General features: G+C 32.9%; 10 protein-coding genes. 9 read left to right on the forward strand and 1 reads right to left on the reverse strand.

Features of this window, described 5'->3' with window-relative positions; genetic code table 11:
• The first annotated feature begins 18 nt into the window (after positions 1-18).
• The 8 genes from OM075_RS05550 to OM075_RS05585 all read left to right on the forward strand — a co-directional run bounded on the left by OM075_RS05550 (position 19) and on the right by OM075_RS05585 (position 18,474).
• On the forward strand, positions 19-6,801 hold the full coding sequence (locus OM075_RS05550) for an Ig-like domain-containing protein (protein WP_301189492.1): 6,783 nt from the start codon (positions 19-21) through the stop codon (positions 6,799-6,801).
• A gap of 118 nt (positions 6,802-6,919) precedes the next feature.
• Positions 6,920-7,867, forward strand: a complete 948-nt coding sequence (locus tag OM075_RS05555) for a PorP/SprF family type IX secretion system membrane protein (protein ID WP_301189493.1) — start codon at positions 6,920-6,922, stop codon at positions 7,865-7,867.
• Positions 7,868-7,889: 22 nt separating this feature from the next.
• Positions 7,890-9,413, forward strand: a complete 1,524-nt coding sequence (locus tag OM075_RS05560) for a hypothetical protein (protein WP_301189494.1) — start codon at positions 7,890-7,892, stop codon at positions 9,411-9,413.
• Between the two features lie 118 nt (positions 9,414-9,531).
• Positions 9,532-13,545 (forward strand): VPS10 domain-containing protein, encoded by a 4,014-nt coding sequence (locus tag OM075_RS05565; RefSeq protein ID WP_301189495.1) that lies wholly within the window; start codon positions 9,532-9,534, stop codon positions 13,543-13,545.
• A 283-nt stretch (positions 13,546-13,828) separates the two neighbouring features.
• A complete protein-coding gene (locus OM075_RS05570) occupies positions 13,829-14,326 on the forward strand; it encodes a sigma-70 family RNA polymerase sigma factor (RefSeq protein WP_301189496.1) in 498 nt (165 codons plus the stop codon).
• Positions 14,327-14,451: 125 nt separating this feature from the next.
• Positions 14,452-14,907, forward strand: a complete 456-nt coding sequence (locus tag OM075_RS05575; protein WP_301189497.1) for a GAF domain-containing protein — start codon at positions 14,452-14,454, stop codon at positions 14,905-14,907.
• A gap of 85 nt (positions 14,908-14,992) precedes the next feature.
• Positions 14,993-17,050 carry a tetratricopeptide repeat-containing sensor histidine kinase gene (locus tag OM075_RS05580; protein ID WP_301189498.1) on the forward strand — a complete coding sequence of 686 codons (2,058 nt, stop codon included), beginning with the start codon at positions 14,993-14,995 and terminating at the stop codon, positions 17,048-17,050.
• 44 nt (positions 17,051-17,094) lie between these two features.
• A complete protein-coding gene (locus tag OM075_RS05585; RefSeq protein ID WP_301189499.1) occupies positions 17,095-18,474 on the forward strand; it encodes a sigma-54-dependent transcriptional regulator in 1,380 nt (459 codons plus the stop codon).
• 30 nt (positions 18,475-18,504) lie between these two features.
• On the opposite strand, the gene ung is transcribed toward OM075_RS05585, so the two are convergent.
• Positions 18,505-19,167, reverse strand: coding sequence for a uracil-DNA glycosylase (gene ung / locus OM075_RS05590; protein ID WP_301189500.1), 663 nt, complete (start codon positions 19,165-19,167; stop codon positions 18,505-18,507).
• A 127-nt stretch (positions 19,168-19,294) separates the two neighbouring features.
• Between ung and susR the strand changes: the two genes are divergently transcribed.
• Entirely contained in the window at positions 19,295-20,899 is a 1,605-nt protein-coding gene (susR, locus tag OM075_RS05595; RefSeq protein WP_301189501.1) for a SusR family glycan utilization regulator, read from the forward strand.
• The last annotated feature ends 54 nt before the right edge of the window (positions 20,900-20,953 follow it).

The raw sequence follows: 20,953 nt of genomic DNA on the forward strand, positions 1-20,953 counted from the left end.
GCAAATTTTAATGGTACATTGAGTGTTGGAGCAGTAGTCTCCGATGGATTATTATCGAGTGCACCATCAACAATAACCGTTACGGTAAGCAGTGTAAATGATGCACCAATATCTGTTGAGGATGCTATAAGCTTAAGTGAAGGAGGATCTACCACAAGCTTAAACGGTGGAGGTTCGTCAGTTTTAGAAAATGATAATGATATAGATGGCAATACCTTAACCGCAGTATTGAAAAGTAATGTAAGTAATGGAACATTAACCTTAAATAGCGATGGAACATTTAGTTACACCCATGATGACAGTGAAACCACCAGTGATAGTTTTAGCTATGCCGCAAATGATGGAACAGTTGATGGCAATACAGTAATCGTCACTATTAACATATCAGCTATTAATGATAATTCTCCTGTATTAACTGTGGAAAATACAATTGTAGAAGAGAATCATGCAGGAACTGTATTAACAGCTACTTCTACAGATGGAGATTTAGGAGATAGCAAGTTGTTTTCATTATCAGGAGATGATTATGCCTTGTTTACAATAGGAGAGACAAGCGGTGTTCTTAGTTTTTTGAATTCACCAGATTATGAAAATCCAACAGATAATGGAGGTGATAATGTATATGACTTAACCATTTTAGTAAGAGATGCTGTTGGTCATGAAACATCAGAAGATATCACTATTACTGTTACCGATGTCAATGATAATTCGCCAATATTAAGCGTAGCAAACACCATAGTTGAAGAAAATCATACAGGAGTAGTATTAACAGCAACTTCAACTGACGCTGATGCAGGAGATAGTGAGACTTATTCAATTTCAGGAACTGATGCATCTTTATTTGTAATAGACCCGGGTAGTGGAGAGTTGATATTTAAAAATTCACCAGATTACGAAAATCCAACAGATAATGGAGGTAATAATATATATGACTTGAATATTATTGTAACAGATGCTGCTGATCATACAGATTCTGAGTCGGTAACAATTACAGTTTCTGCAGTGAATGATAATTTACCAGTTATTAGTGTGGGAAGTACAACCATATATGAAAATCATACAGGAGTGGTATTAACAGCAACCTCAACTGATGCTGATGCAGGAGATAGTAAAACTTATTCTATATCAGGAACTGATTATGCTGCATTTGACATAAATAGTACAAATGGAGAATTAACATTTAAGTCTGCCCCGGATTTTGAAAATCCAACTGATGCCAATCAGAATAATATTTATGAGTTAACAGTTACAGTAACAGATGGAGCTGATCATACTGATTCTGAGTCTATAACTATAACAGTTCAAAATATTGAAGAAACTGCAAATTTTTCTATTGATGCAATATCACCAGCTTATGTTAATGAGAATGAAGTTTATACTTCTGTAACACCACATATAACAGGAAGTCCAATTGGAGATGTAGTGTATACGCTTGGAGGAACAGATGCTTCAGCCTTTAGTATTAATCCTTCATCCGGAGTAGTAAGTATGGAAGTCCGTGACTATGAAAATCCAGCAGATTCAAATGGAGATAATGTTTACTCAATAAGAATAACTGCCACAGATGAAGATAATAATTTTGTAAGTGCATCATGGTCGGTTACAGTTTTGCCTGTTAATGAATTTACTCCTGTAATTAATGTTGGAAATGTTACTCTAAGTGAAAATCATACAGGAACTGTAACAGTTGCATCAGCTACAGATCAGGATGATGATGATACCGAAAGTTATTCAATTACAGGGACAGATTCTGAATTATTTGCAATGAATAGTTCAAATGGAATACTGACATTTATTAATGCACCTGATTTTGAAAATCCATCGGACAATGATAATAATAATATTTACGAATTGACTGTTGTTGTAACAGATGGAGCAGGTCATAGTGATTCAGAATTGATAACAATTACTATATCTAATTTAAATGATAATACTCCAATTGCAAATGCAGATGCGATAACTGTTAATGAAGGAGGAACTTCAACAACTTTAAGTGGAGGAAATGATTCGGTTTTGGATAATGATAGCGATGCTGATGGAGATGCGCTAACAGCTGTATTAATGAGTAATGTAAGTTATGGAACATTGACATTACACCCTAACGGAACGTTTAATTATACACATGATGGATCTGAGAATCATAGTGATAGTTTTACTTATGCTGCAAATGATGGATCTTCAAATGGTAATACAGTATCAGTTTCAATTTCAGTAACTCCAGTCAACGATGATCCGGTTATAACTGATATCCCTGATCAAACAAGGGCTGAGGATGTTAATTTTGGTACAATCAGTTTAGATAGTTACATAGACGATATTGAAACTTCAGATGAAGATATAATATGGTCAGTAAATCCTGTACCAACATTTTTTGATATTGTAATTACCAATAGAGTTGCATCTATTACACCTAAAGATGCTGAATGGAATGGGGTTGAAGTAATCACTTTCTATGCGACAGATGAGGGTAATACATCTGTTTATGACAATGTGAGATTAGAGGTTACTGCAGTTAATGATGAACCAATAATTACAGGACAGAATTCTATATCTATAGCTGAAGAAACCTTAACTGAAATAAGTTTATCTGATTTAATCGTTGAGGATCCGGATAATAATTATCCGACTAATTATATAATGACCATTCTGCCGGGAGCTAATTATATAGTTAATGGCACAGCTATTACTCCTAATGAAAATGTAACTGGTACAATTACAGTTCAGGTATATGTTGTTGATCCGGCAGGAGCTCAAAGTAATACTTATAACCTACAGGTAAATGTTATTAATGATAATGATCCACCTGTAGTAATTGATATTCCAAATCAAACAATTGCAGAGGGCGCAACCTTCTCTGATATTAATTTGAATTTATATGTTTCAGATCCTGACAATACAAATGATCAAATTTCATGGAGTTATAGTGGTAATTCAGATTTAGTGATTGCTATTGATGAAACAACAAAAATAGCCTCTGTTGAAATACCAAATGAAGATTGGTTTGGCCAGGAAACCATTCGATTTACAGCCAGCGACGGTACTTTATCTAATAGTAATGATGTTGTTTTAACTGTAACTCCTGTAAACGATGCACCTATTATTAATAGTCAGCAGTCATTGACATATAACGAAGATGTTGTATTTACAATACCATTCACAGCATTAAATGTTACAGATATTGATAATACCTACTCAAGTCAACATGAAATGACATTGTTGGCAGGCAGCAATTATACATTCTCAGGTCGTCAGGTGACACCGTTACAAGATTTTAATGGAACATTAACAATACCATTGTATGTTTCTGATTTAGGTCCTGTAAATCAAAATAGTATTACATTTAATTTAAGCGTAACTATTAATCCTGTAAATGATGCACCAGTTATCGAGTCTCAAATAAATACAATATCAACAAATGAGGATGTACCTGTAGCTATTTCTTTAGATGATATTTCAATTATAGATGTAGATAATGAGTCCACTGATTTTAGTTTGATTGTACATGCAGGAGAAAATTACACATTTGATGGAACAACGATTACTCCTGTGTTAAATTATTATGGCACATTATCTGTTGATGTATCTGTTAGCGATGGAGAATCAACCAACTCAGAAAGTAGCATATTTACAGTTGATGTATTGGTTTTGGCACAGAATGATACGCCAATAGCAAACAGTCAAAATGTTACAATTGCAGAAAATCAACAAATTACTGTTAATATCAATAACCTTATTTCAGATGTTGAAGATGGTATAGATTTATCTACTTTAAAAATTCTATCAGATGTTACCAATGGAACAACTTCAATTGATTTACAAAATGCAATAATCACCTATGTCCCAAACAATGGTTATTCAGGTACTGATTCATTTACCTACGAAATATGTGACAATGAAGGAGCTTGTGCGAGCGGTGTAATTTCAATACTTGTTTCAAATGAAGCCCCAACCGGAGTAAATGATATTGTTGATGTAGATGAAGATAATAGCATATCTATTAATGTTACCAGTAACGATACAGATCCACAGGATAATATTGATGCAAGTACATTAACCCTATTATCTTTACCAACTAATGGTGAAGCAACAATACAAACCGGAGGAATAGTGGTTTACACTCCTAATAGCAATTATTTTGGAGAGGACACTTTTGAATATCAGGTTTGTGATGAAGATGGATATTGTACTACGGCAAATGTTTTCATTACGGTAAATGCTGTTAATGATCAGCCTGTTATTGTATCGCAAAATAGTATAGAAATCCAGGAAGAGGGAACTTATACTGTTACATTAAATAATATCAGTGTCTCAGATGTTGATAATAACTATCCTTCAGATTTTATATTAAGTGTTTTATCCGGTAATAATTATACTGTAGTAGGAAATACGATTACACCAGCATTGAACTTTAATGGTGAATTGCTAGTGAATGTTATTGTAAATGATCAGGAACAGAATAATAACATTAGTGATGTATATTCATTGGTAATATCTGTTATTGGCGTTAATGACAGACCTGAAATTACAGATCAGTTAACTTTATTTACAAATGAAGATGAACCGCTGCCAGTAACATTAACAGATTTAATAGTCGAAGATCCGGATAATAATTATCCAAATGATTTTGTACTAGTTGTGTTAGCCGGCTTAAATTATTCAGTTAGTAATAATGTAATTACTCCCGTTAGTAACTATTCTGGATTTTTAAATGTGCCTGTTTATGTTAGCGATCAATCTGAAGAAAATAATAGAAGTAGAATATTTAACTTGGTAGTAGAGGTTGTTTCCCAAAACGATGCTCCAGTAACTCAGAATGTGAATTATTCTACATCAGAAAATGTATCTGTTGAAATTGCTTTTGCTGATTTGGTAACAGATGTTGATGGAAATATCGATTACTCAACATTTGAAAATATAAGTACACCATCTAATGGTACCATTCAGATTGACAGAGTAAACTTTATTGTTACATATACTCCGGAACAAGGTTTTTCTGGGGATGATGAATTTAATTTTAGGTTCTCCGATGCAGAAGGCTTGGTAAGTAATATTTCAACTGTTTACATCAATGTAAATAATGAAGCGCCTAATGCAATAAACGATAATGTAGAAGTTAATGAAGATGAAAGTATCGTTATTTCTGTGTTGGATAATGATACCGATCCTCAGGATAATATTGATATAAGTTCTTTAATCATTATTAATAATCCTGTAAATGGTGTATTATCATTAAATAGTTCTACAGCAGAAATTACTTATACACCAAATGAAAATTACTTTGGAACAGATAATTTCAGATACAGAGTTTTTGATGATTTGGGATATTCAGATGACGCAACAGTTTCTATATCAATATTAGCAGTAAATGATCTACCCGTTGCTGTAGGTGATGAAGCAGAAACAAATGAAGATGAAAGTGTAATAATAGATGTACTCTCTAATGATTATGATATTGATTCAGAATCAGATGGTTTTGTGGTCACTATTACGCTGCAAGCAGAAAATGGAACAGCAGAAGTGAATGCATCGAATCAAATTATTTATACCCCTAATGCAGATTTTAATGGTGCAGATACTTTTGAATATCAGGTTTGCGACTCTGAAAATGGATGTAATAATGCCCAGGTAATTCTTCAAGTTCTTCCACAAAATGATGCTCCGGTTGCATATGATGATGAAATTACTTCAGCACAGGATACAGAAGTTACCATAAATGTAATTTCTAATGATGTTGACATTGATGATAATCTGGATATTACTTCATTATCTCTTTTATCACAACCAACTAATGGAGTATGTACTGTTGAGTCTTTAACTGGCGAAATTACTTATGTTCCTAATGAAGGTTTTTCTGGTACAGATTCCTTCATTTATCAAATTTGTGATGATGAAGGATTATGTTCATCAGCTACAGTTACTGTAAATGTGAGTTTACAAAATGTAGCACCAGTATGTGAGGATGATGTGATTTATATGGTCGATGGAGAAACAGTAACATTTAATGTGTTGGATAATGACACAGATATTAATGGCGACGAAATAACCGTATTGGTAGATGAATCTGAGTTATTAGGAGGTTTCTTAAGAGTTCAGGAAAATGGAGTGTTTACATACACCTCAATTTATGGAGAATATTGTATTGAAGAATATTTTACTTATGTAGGATGTGATGATTCAGGTAATTGTGATGAAGCTACAGTTAAATTTATTATTGGAGTTGCAGATAGTGATGAAGATGGAATAGCTGATTATATTGAAGAGCAAAACTTTAATACCGATGGTGATGAATTTCCTGATTATAGAGATACAGATTCAGATAATGACGGCATTTTAGATGTTATAGAAGGAGGAGTAAGCGAAACTTGTTTACAGGATGTTAAAGATACTGATGAAGATGGAATTCCTGATTATAGGGATGAAGATAGCGATGATGATGGTGTTTTAGATAGCGAAGAAGGTGCTGAAGATTGTGATAATGATGGTATTTTGAATTTTCAGGATTCATTTGATGATTGTGCTGAACGAATTGATGCTCCAGATACTTTCTCTCCTAATGGAGATGGTGTAAATGATTACTTTATGATACCAGGAGTATCTGATTATGAAGGAAATGAAATCTTTATTTACAACAGATGGGGAGGTGAGGTATTCCATATGAGAAATTATGATAACAAATGGGATGGAAAATCAAGTAATTCAGCCATTGGTTCAGCTGAATTACCTCAGGGTTTGTATTTCTATGTTGTGAAACTTGGAGGATCAAATGGAGTAATTAAAGGATCTGTTTATATTAAAAGATAATTAGATATGATGAACCGATGGAAGAGAATCGTAAGATCGATGAAGTATATGACTTATCACACACAAGTATGACTAAATTGGAGAATTCCATATAGTAATTAAAAGTAAATCTAGACATATGAATAGAATAACAAAATATATAAGAATTAAGATTATACTGGTTGGTATTGTTGTAATAATTGGGTCTGACTTAAATCATTTAAGTGCTCAGCAAGATCCAATGTTTACACAGTATATGTTTAATACTTTAACTATTAATCCGGCATACGCAGGTTCAAGAGAGATGTTGAGTTTAATGGTTTTAGGCAGGCAGCAGTGGGTAGGTTTTGAGGGTGCTCCAACTACAGCTACTTTTACGGGACACTTGCCTGTATACAAAAATATGGCTATGGGAGCATCTTTGGTTTATGATTCTTATGGACCAGTAAATCAAACAAGTTTTTTTATTGATTACGCCTACCATCTTAAAATGAGTGATAAACTAAAAATGTCGTTAGGATTAAATGCCGGCTTTAGCAATTATGCAATAGATTATAATGGATTAGATAAGACGTATAGTAATGATGAATCCTATTATAATGCAAATGAATCAACTTTACTTTCTAATTTTGGTTTTGGAGTATATCTGTATTCTCAGCGTTTTTATTTAGGATTATCTGCTCCTCGAATTATGGAAAATTCATTTGAAGAAGGTGCCGAAAGTTATGGCAATGGAAATGAGGTTCGTCATTATTATGGAATGATGGGAATTGTATTTCATTTAAATAATCATGTTGTGCTGAGACCATCTGTAATGACCCGGTTAGCTCAAGGCTCACCTTTTAGTGTTGATATGAATGTGAATACCGTTCTTTACGATAAGTTTTGGGTGGGTGCCATGTATCGCTTAAATGAATCTCTGGGAGGTATTTTACAATTTCAAATCAATAAACAGGTTCGATTTGGTTATGCGTTTGATTTAAACACAAATCAATTAAGTTCTTATCATAGTGGTTCTCATGAATTAATGATTAATTATGAGTTTAATTTTAATAAGGAAAGAGTAATCAATCCAAGATATTTCTAATTGAAGATTTAAGTTTTAAACTATGCGATATTGTTCAATCATTATACTATTTATATTCAGTTTTTTATTACCTGTCTCATTAATATCACAGATCAAGGAAATAAAAAAAGCAGATGAGTGTTTTTATAATTTTAATTATAAAAAGGCGATTAAATTATACAAACAGCTGGAAGAAAAAGGTGAAGCTATGTATTATGTAACGCATCGGATAGGTGATTGTTACAGACATTTAGGTGATTCAGAGAATAGTGTAAAATGGTATTTGAAAGCTAAAGATTATCCTGATGTTGATTTTTCAACATATCTTATTTTATCACAGGAATTAAAGAAGTTACAACGTTACGAGGAGGCAAATCAATTTTTAAAGCAGTATAATGAATTAGAAGAAATTGAGAATTCAGGAACTTTGTTGACAAAAAGTAAACTGGAATTACTAAAAAGAGATTCAAGTAATTTCAAAATATTTAATCTTCCAATTAATACAGAGTCATCAGAAATTGGGCCTGCTATATACGATAATAAATTGGTGTTCTGCTCAAATAAAGGAGAAATAACAGCTCTTAAAAGATCTGATATTAGAGATGGAAGTAGCTTTTATAAATTATATACTTCAAAAATTAATGATCATTTGTCGTTAACAGAGCCAAAGCCTTTTAGCAAACAGTTATTATCGAAATATAATGATGGACCAATAGCTTTTAATACAGAAAATGATATTGCATTTTTAACAAGAAATATGATACATAAGGATAATAAGAGTTCTTATCTTAATGTTTATGTTGCTTATAAAAATAAAGGTAAATGGCAAAGAAAAATGATGCCAATACCATTACGCCAAACTAATTTTTCTCTGATGCATGCCTTTCTAACTAAAGATGAAACACGTTTCTTTTTTGTTTCAGATATGGATGGGGGATATGGAGGTTTGGATATTTATTATTCCTATTATAAAAATGGGTTTTTAAGTCCTCCGGTAAACCTTGGGCCTAATGTTAATTCTTCAGGAAATGAAATGTTTCCATTTGTTAGCGATGATAATATATTATATTACTCGTCAGATAAGCAGGGTAGTTTAGGAGGTATGGATATTTTCTTCGCATTGCCCGAAGGCGAAACCTATTCATCATCATTTAATATGGGCTATCCAATAAATACCTCTGACGATGATTTTGGTTTGATTTATTATGAGAATAATAAGCTGGGTTATTTCGTTTCAAATAGAGATGGAGGAAAAGGGAAAGATGATATTTATGCCTTTGAACAGAAGGTTAATTATAATTATACTCATTATATGGGTAAAGTTGTTTCCTCTCAGGAGTCAACAATTGTATCAAATGCTATAGTGAATATCTATCAGGATTCGGATCTAATAATCACAACTACAACGGATAGTAAAGGCGAGTTTTCATTTTATGCTGATAGTAAGCAGGATTTGTTAATTGAGATTAAAAAGCGTTTCTTTGAAACTTTCAACTCAAAATTGGAAAACATAGCCCAATCTGAAAAAAATGGATATTCTGTTCAAGTGGTTTTAAAAGCATATTAGCGTTATAAATTATAGCAGATACTTGAATCTTTTTTATAAATAGATGCGTAGGGTTGTTAGTGAGTGTTTTCTCTTTTAAAGAGTTAGTGAGATTTAAACTTGATTCAATAGTGTTTGTATGAGAAAAAAGCATTTGTTTATCCCGGTTCTAATGATATTGGGATTTGGGGTATTCTATTATTTAAGTGCTCCATCAAAGCCAAAAAGTAAAAAAAAGGTATTAGCTGTTTCTTCAGAAGAGATTATAGAACAGCAGATTAATAAGAAAATTGAACGCCGCAAAAAAGGTTATTCCAAACCGGCAGATAAACCAGATAAATATATTGAATATAAAAATGCCATGGTTTCGGGTTTTGGGAAAGCGAAATATCCCAAAAACTATAAAATCACGGAACTTAAATCGGCATATGCATTAAAGTCCAGCCTAAAAAGTACTACTGTAGATTTAGATTGGGTTCAGCGAGGACCTGGTAATGTTGGAGGAAGAACCCGAGCCATAATTGTTGATCCTTCAGATGCTACTCAACAGACCTGGTTTGCAGGTGCCGTAGCAGGGGGAATATGGAAAACAACAGATGCTGGTACTACCTGGCAGTTAATTTCTCCAGATCTTCCAAATCTATCTATAAGTACTTTAGTAATGGCAGAATCTAATACCGATGTTATTTATGCTGGAACTGGGGAAGGTTATTTTAATATCGATGCTATTCAAGGAAATGGAATTTATAAATCATTGGATAATGGTGTAACATGGAATCAAATTCCTAAGACTACAAATACATCTTATTTTCATTATGTAAATAGTATTGTTGTTTCTCCCACTCAAGAAAATACTTTGTTCGTAGCTACAAATAAAATTGTGGCTAAATCAATTGATGGAGGTAGTATCTGGAGTAATATTACTCCTAAACAAGGAGGAGAAGCTCGTTATCAACGTTTAATAATGCATCCAACAAATGAAAATATTTTGTGGGTGACCTATAATAATAGAGATAGTAATAAAAGAGCTGTATATAAAACTACTAATGCAGGTGAAAGTTGGTTTCAGGTATTAGATTTGAGTGGTGATGGAAGAATAGAATTAGCAGTATCGCCATCGGACCCGGATGTTTTATATGCCTTAAATCAAGATTCAAAATTATATTATTCTATCAATGGAGGAGAAGATTGGGCTGAATGTACCGATGCTTCATCAACTGAATTTTTAGGGGGCCAGGGTTGGTATAATAATGTTATAAAAGTTGATCCAACAGATGCCAATAAAGGTTTTATAGGAGGAGTTGATTTTTACGGTTTTACTTTGGGAGAAGATATTTCAGGTACATCTAAAAATGCATATAATGTTGAAAATGGAATGTCATCGATAATGGAGCTGGGTAATTTTTATGGCTCTCACGCTAACGGAGGGGTGAAAATTTATGAGGGATATGATTCAACATTAGATGATGTGGAAATTCAATTTGGAACGAGTATTTCACAAAAAGCTCATCGTTTAACGAGTACTTCATATACTTACGATATAAATGATGATATGGCCGCTCTTTCCTATAATGATTATGTTGATGTGCCTTTTAAAGTAGTTAAAAAACACGGTTTAGTTTCTGAACAGTTATACGCATCCTTTATAGACTCAAATAATAATGGCATATTTGATTTGACAGCAGATGGATACGAAGTTATTGTGGTTCATGATATTGTTTATGATGATGCATTGCCAAATGCGGCAGTTACAACTAATAATGGAAATTCTAATCTGTTATTTACACTTTATCCTCAGTTAGTTAATGGTGTTACCTGGGATGAATCCAGTTTACCAACCAATAATATTTTAGTACATCCATTCTCATTAAGCAATAAGAGTTTATCAGCTGATCATCTTACTGTTTGGCATAGTCCAACAGCAAGTAATTACTCTCATGCCGATCATCATTCCATTAATATTTTACAAGGAGTAGGATCTCCTTTTGCAATTATTGTAGGAAATGATGGCGGGCTCTTCTATTCTAATGATGGAGGTTCAAATTGGGTTACAAAATCAAAAGGCTATATCACAACTCAGTTTTATGGAATTAGTCGACATCCTTCAGAATACAGGTATTTTGGGGGAATGCAGGATAATGGATCGTATATTTCCGGAACAGACCCTTCTGTTTCTGATGATTGGACAGCTGCCTTATCTGGTGATGGATTTGATGCTGTTTGGCACTCCCGTGATCCTCAAAAACTAATTGGATCTGTTTATAATAATGATTTAGCAAAATCAGAAGATGGTGGTGCTTCATGGATTGATATATCTGGTGGATTTGATGATAATACAACAGAAACCGCTCCTTTTTTAACAAAAATAGCTAGTTCTGCAATTAATCCGGATCTTTTATTTATTGGAGGAGCATCCGGCTTATGGAAATCTGAAGATTTTGGTACTAGTTGGGAGAATATCAATATGGGAACTAATTGGGGATGGGGATCCGGAGGTTATCCTAAAATTGCTATTAGTGAAGCAAACCCTGATGTAGTTTGGGCTGGTATTATCATGAATAGTTCTGAAGGTTACACCAAAGGTACTATGCATGTTTCTACAGATGGAGGTCAATCGTTTAGTGATGCTGTAAACGCAATGAATTTAGGTGCTGTTTCAAATATTGCAACTCATCCATCTGATCCAAATACAGCATATTTGCTATTTTCGTATGCATACTATCCAAAAGTTTTCAGAACAACAGATCTAGGTCAAACATGGGAGGATATTACAGGATTTAGTCAGGTTGATGGAGAAGGAAATGTTACCTATGGGGCAGATTTTAGTTCGAATGGATTTCCTAATGTGGCAGTAAACTCTTTATTAGTGATGCCTTTTGATGAAAATGAAATTTGGGTCGGTACAGAAATCGGTTTGTTCATCTCATATGATAATGGAAGTAATTGGGCTATTGCTGATAATGGAATACCAGCAGTTTCAATATGGGATATGAAGATTGTTGGTGATGAGGTGATTGTTGGAACGCATGGTTTAGGTGTTTGGACAGTAAAAAGAACTGGTTTATCAAGCATAAATTATAATCCTTATATAAATGGAATAGGTGTTAATCCTAAAGGGAACTATAATATTGAATTGGATTACGATGTAGCTTATGATAAAGTTGAAGTTTATGCAGATGATGTTTTATTAAATACATATAACAATACGTCTATTGGTTTAAAACAATATGAAATTGATGCTGCAGGAGTTGAGGGTAAAGAAAGAGTGAGAGTTGTTGGGTATATTGGTGATATTGCTTATTCTTCAAATGGTGTTGAAATTCCTGTTAATAATATGCTGACTATTGAATCAAGTTATTCTAATAAATTCACAACACGTTTAGGTGATTTCTATGGAAATGGATTCTCTGTAAATCGTGTTGATTTGGATAATAATGCCATAACAACACAGCATCCTTATCAGGAAAATAAAGATATTTATTATACACTTAAATATCCTATTGTTGTTTCGACAGATCATTCAATGGCATTCTTAAAGTATATCGATATTGCCTATATTGAAACTGGAGAAGCCGGATCAACTTATCCACAATCTGATTTTTATGATTATGTTGTTGTTGAAGCAAGTACCGATGGGATTAATTGGGTTGCTTTAGCAGATGGTTATGATTATAGTTATTCAGATGTATGGACTTCCGGCAGTACAAGTTATTCAGACACACCAACTCCTGAACAGTATATTGAACATGTTATAGACTTGTGGGATACATTTAACGCAGAAGATACCATAATAATAAGATTCAAATTACATTCAGATCAGTTGGAAGCCGGATGGGGATGGGCTATTGATAACGTGCAGATACAAGAAGAAGTATCAGGAATTTTTGATAAATCATCTTCGGATTTTGATTTTGATATCTTCCCTAATCCTGTGAGTAATCAATTTAACTATTCTATCGAGGATGATTATGTTGGTACTGTAAAAATTAACGTAATCTCCGTTTCTGGAGAGTTAATGAAAAGTCAGGAAATATTTAAAGATTCTCCTTATTTAAAAGGAAAAATGAATATTGAATCTTTATCACCAGGTAGTTATGTTGTTTCAATAGTTATGGGTGATAAGAAAAGTGCTGAATTAATGATAGTTAAATAAAAATCATAAATTTTTAACAAGAAAAGGGTGTCATTTTATGACATCCTTTTTTATTTTTATTAAACAATTTTTTTTGTTCACATTAAAATGTAGTAATTTAGAATAAAAGAATTCTTGTCTTATAAGATGCAGTAAATCAGATCAATAATATTAATATTGTTTAGAATGGTTTTAAATAAAATAAAAAAAGATGTTAATATCTTTTGTTGGCGTTTATGAACTAACTATATTTGTTAAACAATTAGAAAGAAGTTACTGGTTATAACAAACAAAACATTACACCATGACAACAATGCAATTCAATGAAAAGTTATTGAGCCTACAAGATAAGCTAAAGTACTTTGCACTTAGCTTAACGGCCAATGAAGAAGATGCTAATGACTTGTTGCAGGAAACAACATTGAAGGCGTTAACATACAGAAAACAGTTTGTATCCAATACAAATTTTAAGGCGTGGGTGTTTACGATTATGAAGAATACATTCATTAATAATTATAGAAGAACTCAGAAAACAAGAAGTACATTTGAATCAGTAGAGGATGCATACAGAGTTGCTTTTAAAGGAAATTATTCTTCAGAAACACCTGAAATGGTTCAGGCAGTAAATGAAATGAACCAAAGTATTGAAAAATTGGATGATGAGTTCAGAATACCTTTCACTATGCACACTTCAGGCTATAAATATAAAGAAATAGCTGAAGAATTAGATTTGCCAATTGGTACAGTGAAAAGTAGAATCTTCTTTACTCGAAAGAAATTACAAAATATGTTAGAGGAGTAAGAAGCGTTGTATTTATCGCCCACTTATTCGAGAAGTATTAAAAAAGAAAACTTTTTAATCGGAATATTAACAGATGCAAGATTTGGTTTATTTACCTATCTTGCATTGTTTTTTTATAATATATTATGTCAGCAAAATTATCTAAGTACGATCGATTATATAATCAGATAGAGAAGTTAACAACTCCAATCAATAGTCCAATTTCCAGAATGGCCACTATATCAGCCATATTACATCATAAAATGAAAGGGTATTTTTGGACTGGATTTTATCTTCTTCAGGAAGGAGAATTACTGGTTGGACCTTATCAGGGGCCATTAGCATGCCTGAGATTAAAAAAAGATACTGGTGTATGTTGGGCTGGTATTAATACGCAGCAAACTGTAATTGTGGATGATGTTGAAACCTTTCCTGGCCATATTGCGTGTAGTTCTCTTTCAAAATCAGAGATTGTTGTGCCTGTTCTTAATAAATCAGAAGAAATCGTAGGAGTTCTGGATATAGATAGTAGAGATCTTTCTAATTTTGATAAAGAAGATAAAGAGGGCCTGGAAAAAATTGTTGAGTTGATTTATAAATAGTATTTTGCTCTGATTATTGAAGAATCGGTGTGTTGGGATGTATAGAGTGAGGATTCTTCGAACCAGCAAAATAGTTATCCCTATAATGATAAATCTAAAAAAAATACTGACACTTCTGTTTTGTTTAAGTGTTTTTATAATCCTTAAATCAGAAGAGTCAGTTCTAGATAATTTACACAGGAAGCTTAAAAATGCTTCCAGATCAGAGAAAGTTGAAGTTTATAATCAATTTTCAAGATATTATTTAACTTCTGACGCTGAAAAAGCGGTTAATTATGCCAAGCAAGCCTTAAGTTTAGCAAAAGAACTTAATGATAAAAAAGGAGAAGCTAAAGCCTATGGTAACCTGGGGATGGGTTACTATTTTTTAAGTGATTACGATGAATTATTAGATTATTATAAGAAATCATTAAGTACTTATAAATCAATTGGTGATCAGGAAGGCGTAAATGTTTTAGCTACCACATTTTATCGGTTGAATAAATTCCATAAATCCCTCGATAGTTATAAAAGGTCGTTACTGATATTATTAAGTGACAAAAATTCCACTGTATCATCAATTGTTGATACTTATGAAAATATTGGTAATGTTTATAAAAACCTGGGAGATTATCATTTAGCGCTTGATAATTATAGAAAAGCCCTGGATTTAATTGGTGAAGATGGTGATAAAACTACGTTATGGAGAAATATAGGCGAAATTCATCTATACCTGGAAGAATATGATAAGTCATTAGAATACTTTTTGTTACTATACGATGAATTAGTTGAAAGAAAAGACCAGCTTGGTATCTCAGAGGTATTGAATCGGATGGCAGGTACTTTTTATTTAAACAAGGATTTAAAACAATCCAAAGCCTTATTTGAAGAAGCTCTCAAATTACAAATTAAATTAAATGATCATTTAGGGGCGTCGATGTCTTTTTTGAATTTGGCTAAAATTGCAAAGGATAACAGGCATTATGAAGACGCTATTGATAAATTCAGGAAGAGTTTAAAGTTAGCTGAGGTAATTAACAACAAAACTGTACTCCGAACTATTTATTATGAGCTTTCCTTAATTTACAAGGAAAAGAAAGACTTTAAAAGGGCTTATGAATATCAGGTGTTGTATTCTGATATATCAGATTTCTTGTCGCAGGAGCAAAAGGCTGAAGAATTTACTAATACCTTAGTGGTTCATGATCTTGAAAAGAAAACTCAGGAAAATGATATACTCCAGGCTAAAAATGAAAATTATCGCTTGCGCCTGGAAAAAGAAAATCTTTCCAAGTGGCGTCTATCTTTTGGTTTTACAATTCTGGTCATTTTAATTCTTGTATTTATTATTTATTACAGGTATTACTTAAAGAGAGTTGAGAATAGCAATTTAGAATTGCGAATTAAAGAAGCCTTACAGAAACAAGAAGAACAACAACAAATTATTGTTCATCAATCCAGTCTGTCTTCACTAGGTGAATTAGCTGCAGGTATTGCCCATGAAATCAATCAGCCAATACAAAATATATCATTATCAGCTGAAGGAATTAAGTTTGAATTATTGGAAGAACATCCTGATGAGAAATTTTTAAAGCAATCGGTAAACGAAATTTTTGAAGATATAGTAAGAGTTAGAGAAATAGTAGATCACATCAGAGTATTTTCCAGCGGACAAAAAGAAAGTGTGTTCGAGAGTTTTTCAGTTTCGGATTGTGTGGAATCAGCAATATCAATGATACAGCGCCAATACCAGAATCATAATATTAAATTGAGTTTGCAGTTAGATGCTCACGTTCCTGAGGTTCTTGGAAATCCGCATAAAGTAGAACAGGTTATTCATAATTTACTTTCCAATGCACGCGATGCTGTTGAGGAACGCTCAGAAAAGGATGATGAATTTAGAAAAGAAATAAGTATCAGAACCGGGGTTGAAAACGATCAGGTTTTTATAGAGGTTAGAGATAATGGTATTGGAATTCCCCAGGATAAAAAGACGGATATATTTTTACCATTTGTAACCAGTAAGCAATTAGGAAAAGGAACCGGATTAGGTTTGTCTATCTCCTATAGTTTGATTAACGAGATGAAGGGAAGAATAGAAGTGAAGAGCAGGGTTATGGATGGAACCAGCATGAAGGTAGTATTCCCTATTCAAAAAAGATAAGGCAGAAAATCTGCAGGTAATGATTAGTTAATGGCATCAGTAAAATGGATAATTTAAAAATTTTAATTCTGGATGATGAAGTAAGAATTACAGAAAAGCTCAAATATCATCTGGATAAGAGAAATTTTAATGTGTATACAGCAAACACACCTAACGAAGGTTTTGAAATTCTGGAGAAAGAGCAGCCAGGAATCTTGATTCTGGATATTATGTTGCCTGGAATGAATGGATTGGATGTACTCCAAAAAGTTAAGCAGGAATATGCCAATACTGAAGTAATTATGATTAGCGGGTATGGAGATATGGATATGGTTATTGAGGCGATGCGAAAAGGTGCTTCAGATTTTATTCGTAAACCATTTCAGGTGATGGATATTCAGGTGGCTGTAGAACGTACTGGTAAGTTTGTTGAATTGCAGGCTAAACTTGAAAATGCTGAAGATAGGGGGTCGCTGGTTTCCATGGAGCTGGAAAGCATGATTGAGAAGGATTTTATTGGAGAGAGTGATGCTATTAAAAATGTTTTGAAGATAGCCTTAAAAGCAGCTAAAGATAAAGATGTAAATGTATTGGTTACTGGAGAAAATGGAACAGGAAAAGAAATCATTTCCCGTATCATACATTATGGAAGTCCACGAAAAGAACAGGTTTTTGCACCTGTTAATAGTTCTGCCATACCATCAACTTTATTAGAAAGTGAGTTTTTTGGCCATGTTAAGGGGGCATTTACAGATGCACGAGAGGACAAGAAAGGATACTTTCAATTGGCAAATAATGGAACACTGTTTTTAGATGAGATTGCAGATATGCCTTTTTCATTACAAGCTAAGTTATTAAGGGCTATTGAGGAAAATAAAATTAAGAAAGTTGGTAGTAATAAAGAGATTGCTGTTGATGTTAGAATAATATCTGCCACTAATAAAAATATTGAGGAGTTAATAGAACAGGATAAATTCAGAATTGATTTGTATCACAGGATTAATACTATAGAAATTAATATTCCTCCGCTGAGAGAAAGACCTGAAGATATAAAGCCTCTATTATATCACTTTGTACAATCATTTTCAAAGAAAAAGAAAATGACAGTTCCTTCTATATCTAAAGAACTTATTAAAAAGCTGCAATCATATCACTTTCCTGGTAATGTTAGAGAGTTGCGAAATATGGTTGAGAGGGCTTTAATTCTATTGGAAGGAGAGGAGTTGCTTCCAGAAGATTTTCCAATTAAAGGCGAAAATAAAAATCAATCACTACATATCGAATCTTTGTGTATAGAATCACATGAGAAAACATTGATTGTTGAGGCCTTAAAACGTTGCGATTTTAATCAGACTCAAGCAGCTGAACTGTTATGCATATCAAGAGATGCGCTTAAAAGAAAGATTAAGAAATACGAAATTTCAATCGATAAACAGATTGTATAATATTTATCAACAATTCAAAAGTAAGGGTTATTACCATTCAATAGGTTGTAACCCTTTGCTTATTAAAAACGCATTGGTTTTACTAAAGTGCCTATTTCCTAAAAATCCTCTGTGTGCAGAAAGAGGTGATGGATGAGGAGATTTAAGAATGCAATGTTTTGTTTCATCAATAAATGCAGCCTTTTTACCTGCGTATGCTCCCCATAATAGGAATACAATGTTTTCTTTTTCCTGAGCCAGATGTTTTATGACACTGTCAGTAAACTCTTCCCAACCTTTTTTCTGGTGAGAGCCTGCCTGATGTGCTCTTACGGTTAATGTGGCATTTAACAATAACACGCCTTGTTTTGCCCATCGTTCTAAATTACCGCTGGCAGGAGGAGTTACACCACAGTCACTTTGAATTTCCTTATATATATTAACCAATGATGGGGGAACTTTGATACCGTCATTTACAGAAAAGCATAAGCCATGGGCCTGATTTATATCGTGGTAAGGATCTTGTCCCAGAATTACAACCCGGGTATTTTCTAAAGGGCACAATTCAAAGGCATTAAAAATTTTTGCAGCCGGAGGAAATATGGTTTGAGTCTTATATTCATCTCGTACAAACTGTGTCAGATTAATAAAGTACTCCTTTTCAAATTCCGATTTTAGTAGTTCCTTCCAGCCAGCTTCAATTTTTACATCCATAGTGATTGTTGATCGTTTTATTATTAAATGAGCTACAAAACTAATAGTTTTATCAATGAAAAAATAATCAGTCCAGGGTCATTTTATACTTCATTTAAGTATTTTTACTCAAAATCTATATCATTATATGTTAAGAGTAATTCTAAGTGTTATTCTATTCTTGTTTTTGATGACATCTTTTGCGCAACAAAAAGATGTCTTTTCTGAGTTAGATAAAGCTATTAATAAAGAGTGGTATTATGTTCAGATTAAGGAGCAACGTATTGATTCGCTGAAAAGTCTTTTACAGCAAAAAACATTCATTCATAATCAAAAAGAACAGTATCAATTGTATCGCAGAATAGCTGATGAATACACGGTGTATGTTTTTGATTCGGCCATGTGTTATTACAGAAAGGCCATAGATATGGCTTATAATGTGAATAATCCAGCATCTATTGCTCAAACATTATCCAATTATGGTCATTTGTTGGTTTCTGTAGGTTATTACAAAGAAGCCATTGATACTTTAAACAAAGTAGATATTGAACAGCTGAAGGGTGAAGATATTCAGGAATATTATAGCTATAAAGTGCGTGCCTATTATGATTTAGCCGACTATATAAAAGATGATTTTTATTCACCTCAATATCGCCAGATTGCAAATGCTTATGTGGATTCGGTTAGTAAATATGCAGTTGAGGGCACCATAAAGCCGGTTTTAACAAAGGCCTTATATTATTTAGTAAACTGGAAGCCTGATTCTTCTTCTTTCTATTTTAAATATGCCTATGATAACCTATCTCCTGATTTACACCAGCAGGCTGTAATACATTCCAGTTTAGGTTTTATTGATGTTGAAGAAGGACGAAGGAATTCAGGCATTGAACATCTGGTAAACTCTGCAATAGCAGATATTAAAACAGTTACAAAGGAAGCTACATCTTTAAGAGTTTTATCAAGATATCTGTATCAGGATGGAGAGGTGCAGAAAGCATATAAATATGTGCAACAGGCAAAAAAAGATGCTGATTTTTTTGGATCCAAACAAAGGATTCTCGAAGTATCTGAGATATTTCCAGCTATTGAAGGTGCAAAATTAATAGAGGAGGAGAGGAAGAAGGAAACTGCTTTTAAATATGCATGGATTGTTTCCTTACTGATTGTTGGTGTATTGTTGTTTTTAATAATAGTATATCGTCAGCTTTTTAACCTGCGAAAAATATGGATATCCATCACTAAGAGTAATAAGGAGCTAAAGGTTTTAAATACTCAATTAAATGAAGCCAACAGGATTAAAGAGAAATACATTGGTCATTTTTTTAATACAAGCTCAGGATATATAAATAAACTTGAAGAAATTTCTAAAGCATTAAACAAGCTGTTAAGTTCTAATAATCCTGTAAAATTAAAAACTGTATTGAAAAAGATAAATCCGAGAAAAGAGCGAGAACAGTTGTTTCATAATTTTGATGAAGTATTTCTATCGTTATTTCCTGACTTTATTAAAGAAGTAGATTCATTTATCTTACCTGAGAATAAATATGTTTTAAAAAGTGGGCAGCTATTGAATACGGAATTGAGAATTTTAGCATTGATCAGATTGGGGATTATTGATAATGAAACTATAGCTCAGGTTTTGGATGTTTCTATCAATACCATTTATACCTATAAAACTAAAGCTAAGAATAAATCAGATCTTTCTGCTGAAGACTTTTTTAAGCGCTTAAATGATATAAAAACAGTGGTTTGAGCAGAAAATTAAGTACAAACCGTAAATAAATTTACATTTTTTTACATTTGATTA

Source organism: Plebeiibacterium sediminum, assembly GCF_026013605.1.
Lineage (GTDB): Bacteria > Bacteroidota > Bacteroidia > Bacteroidales > Marinilabiliaceae > Saccharicrinis > Saccharicrinis sediminus.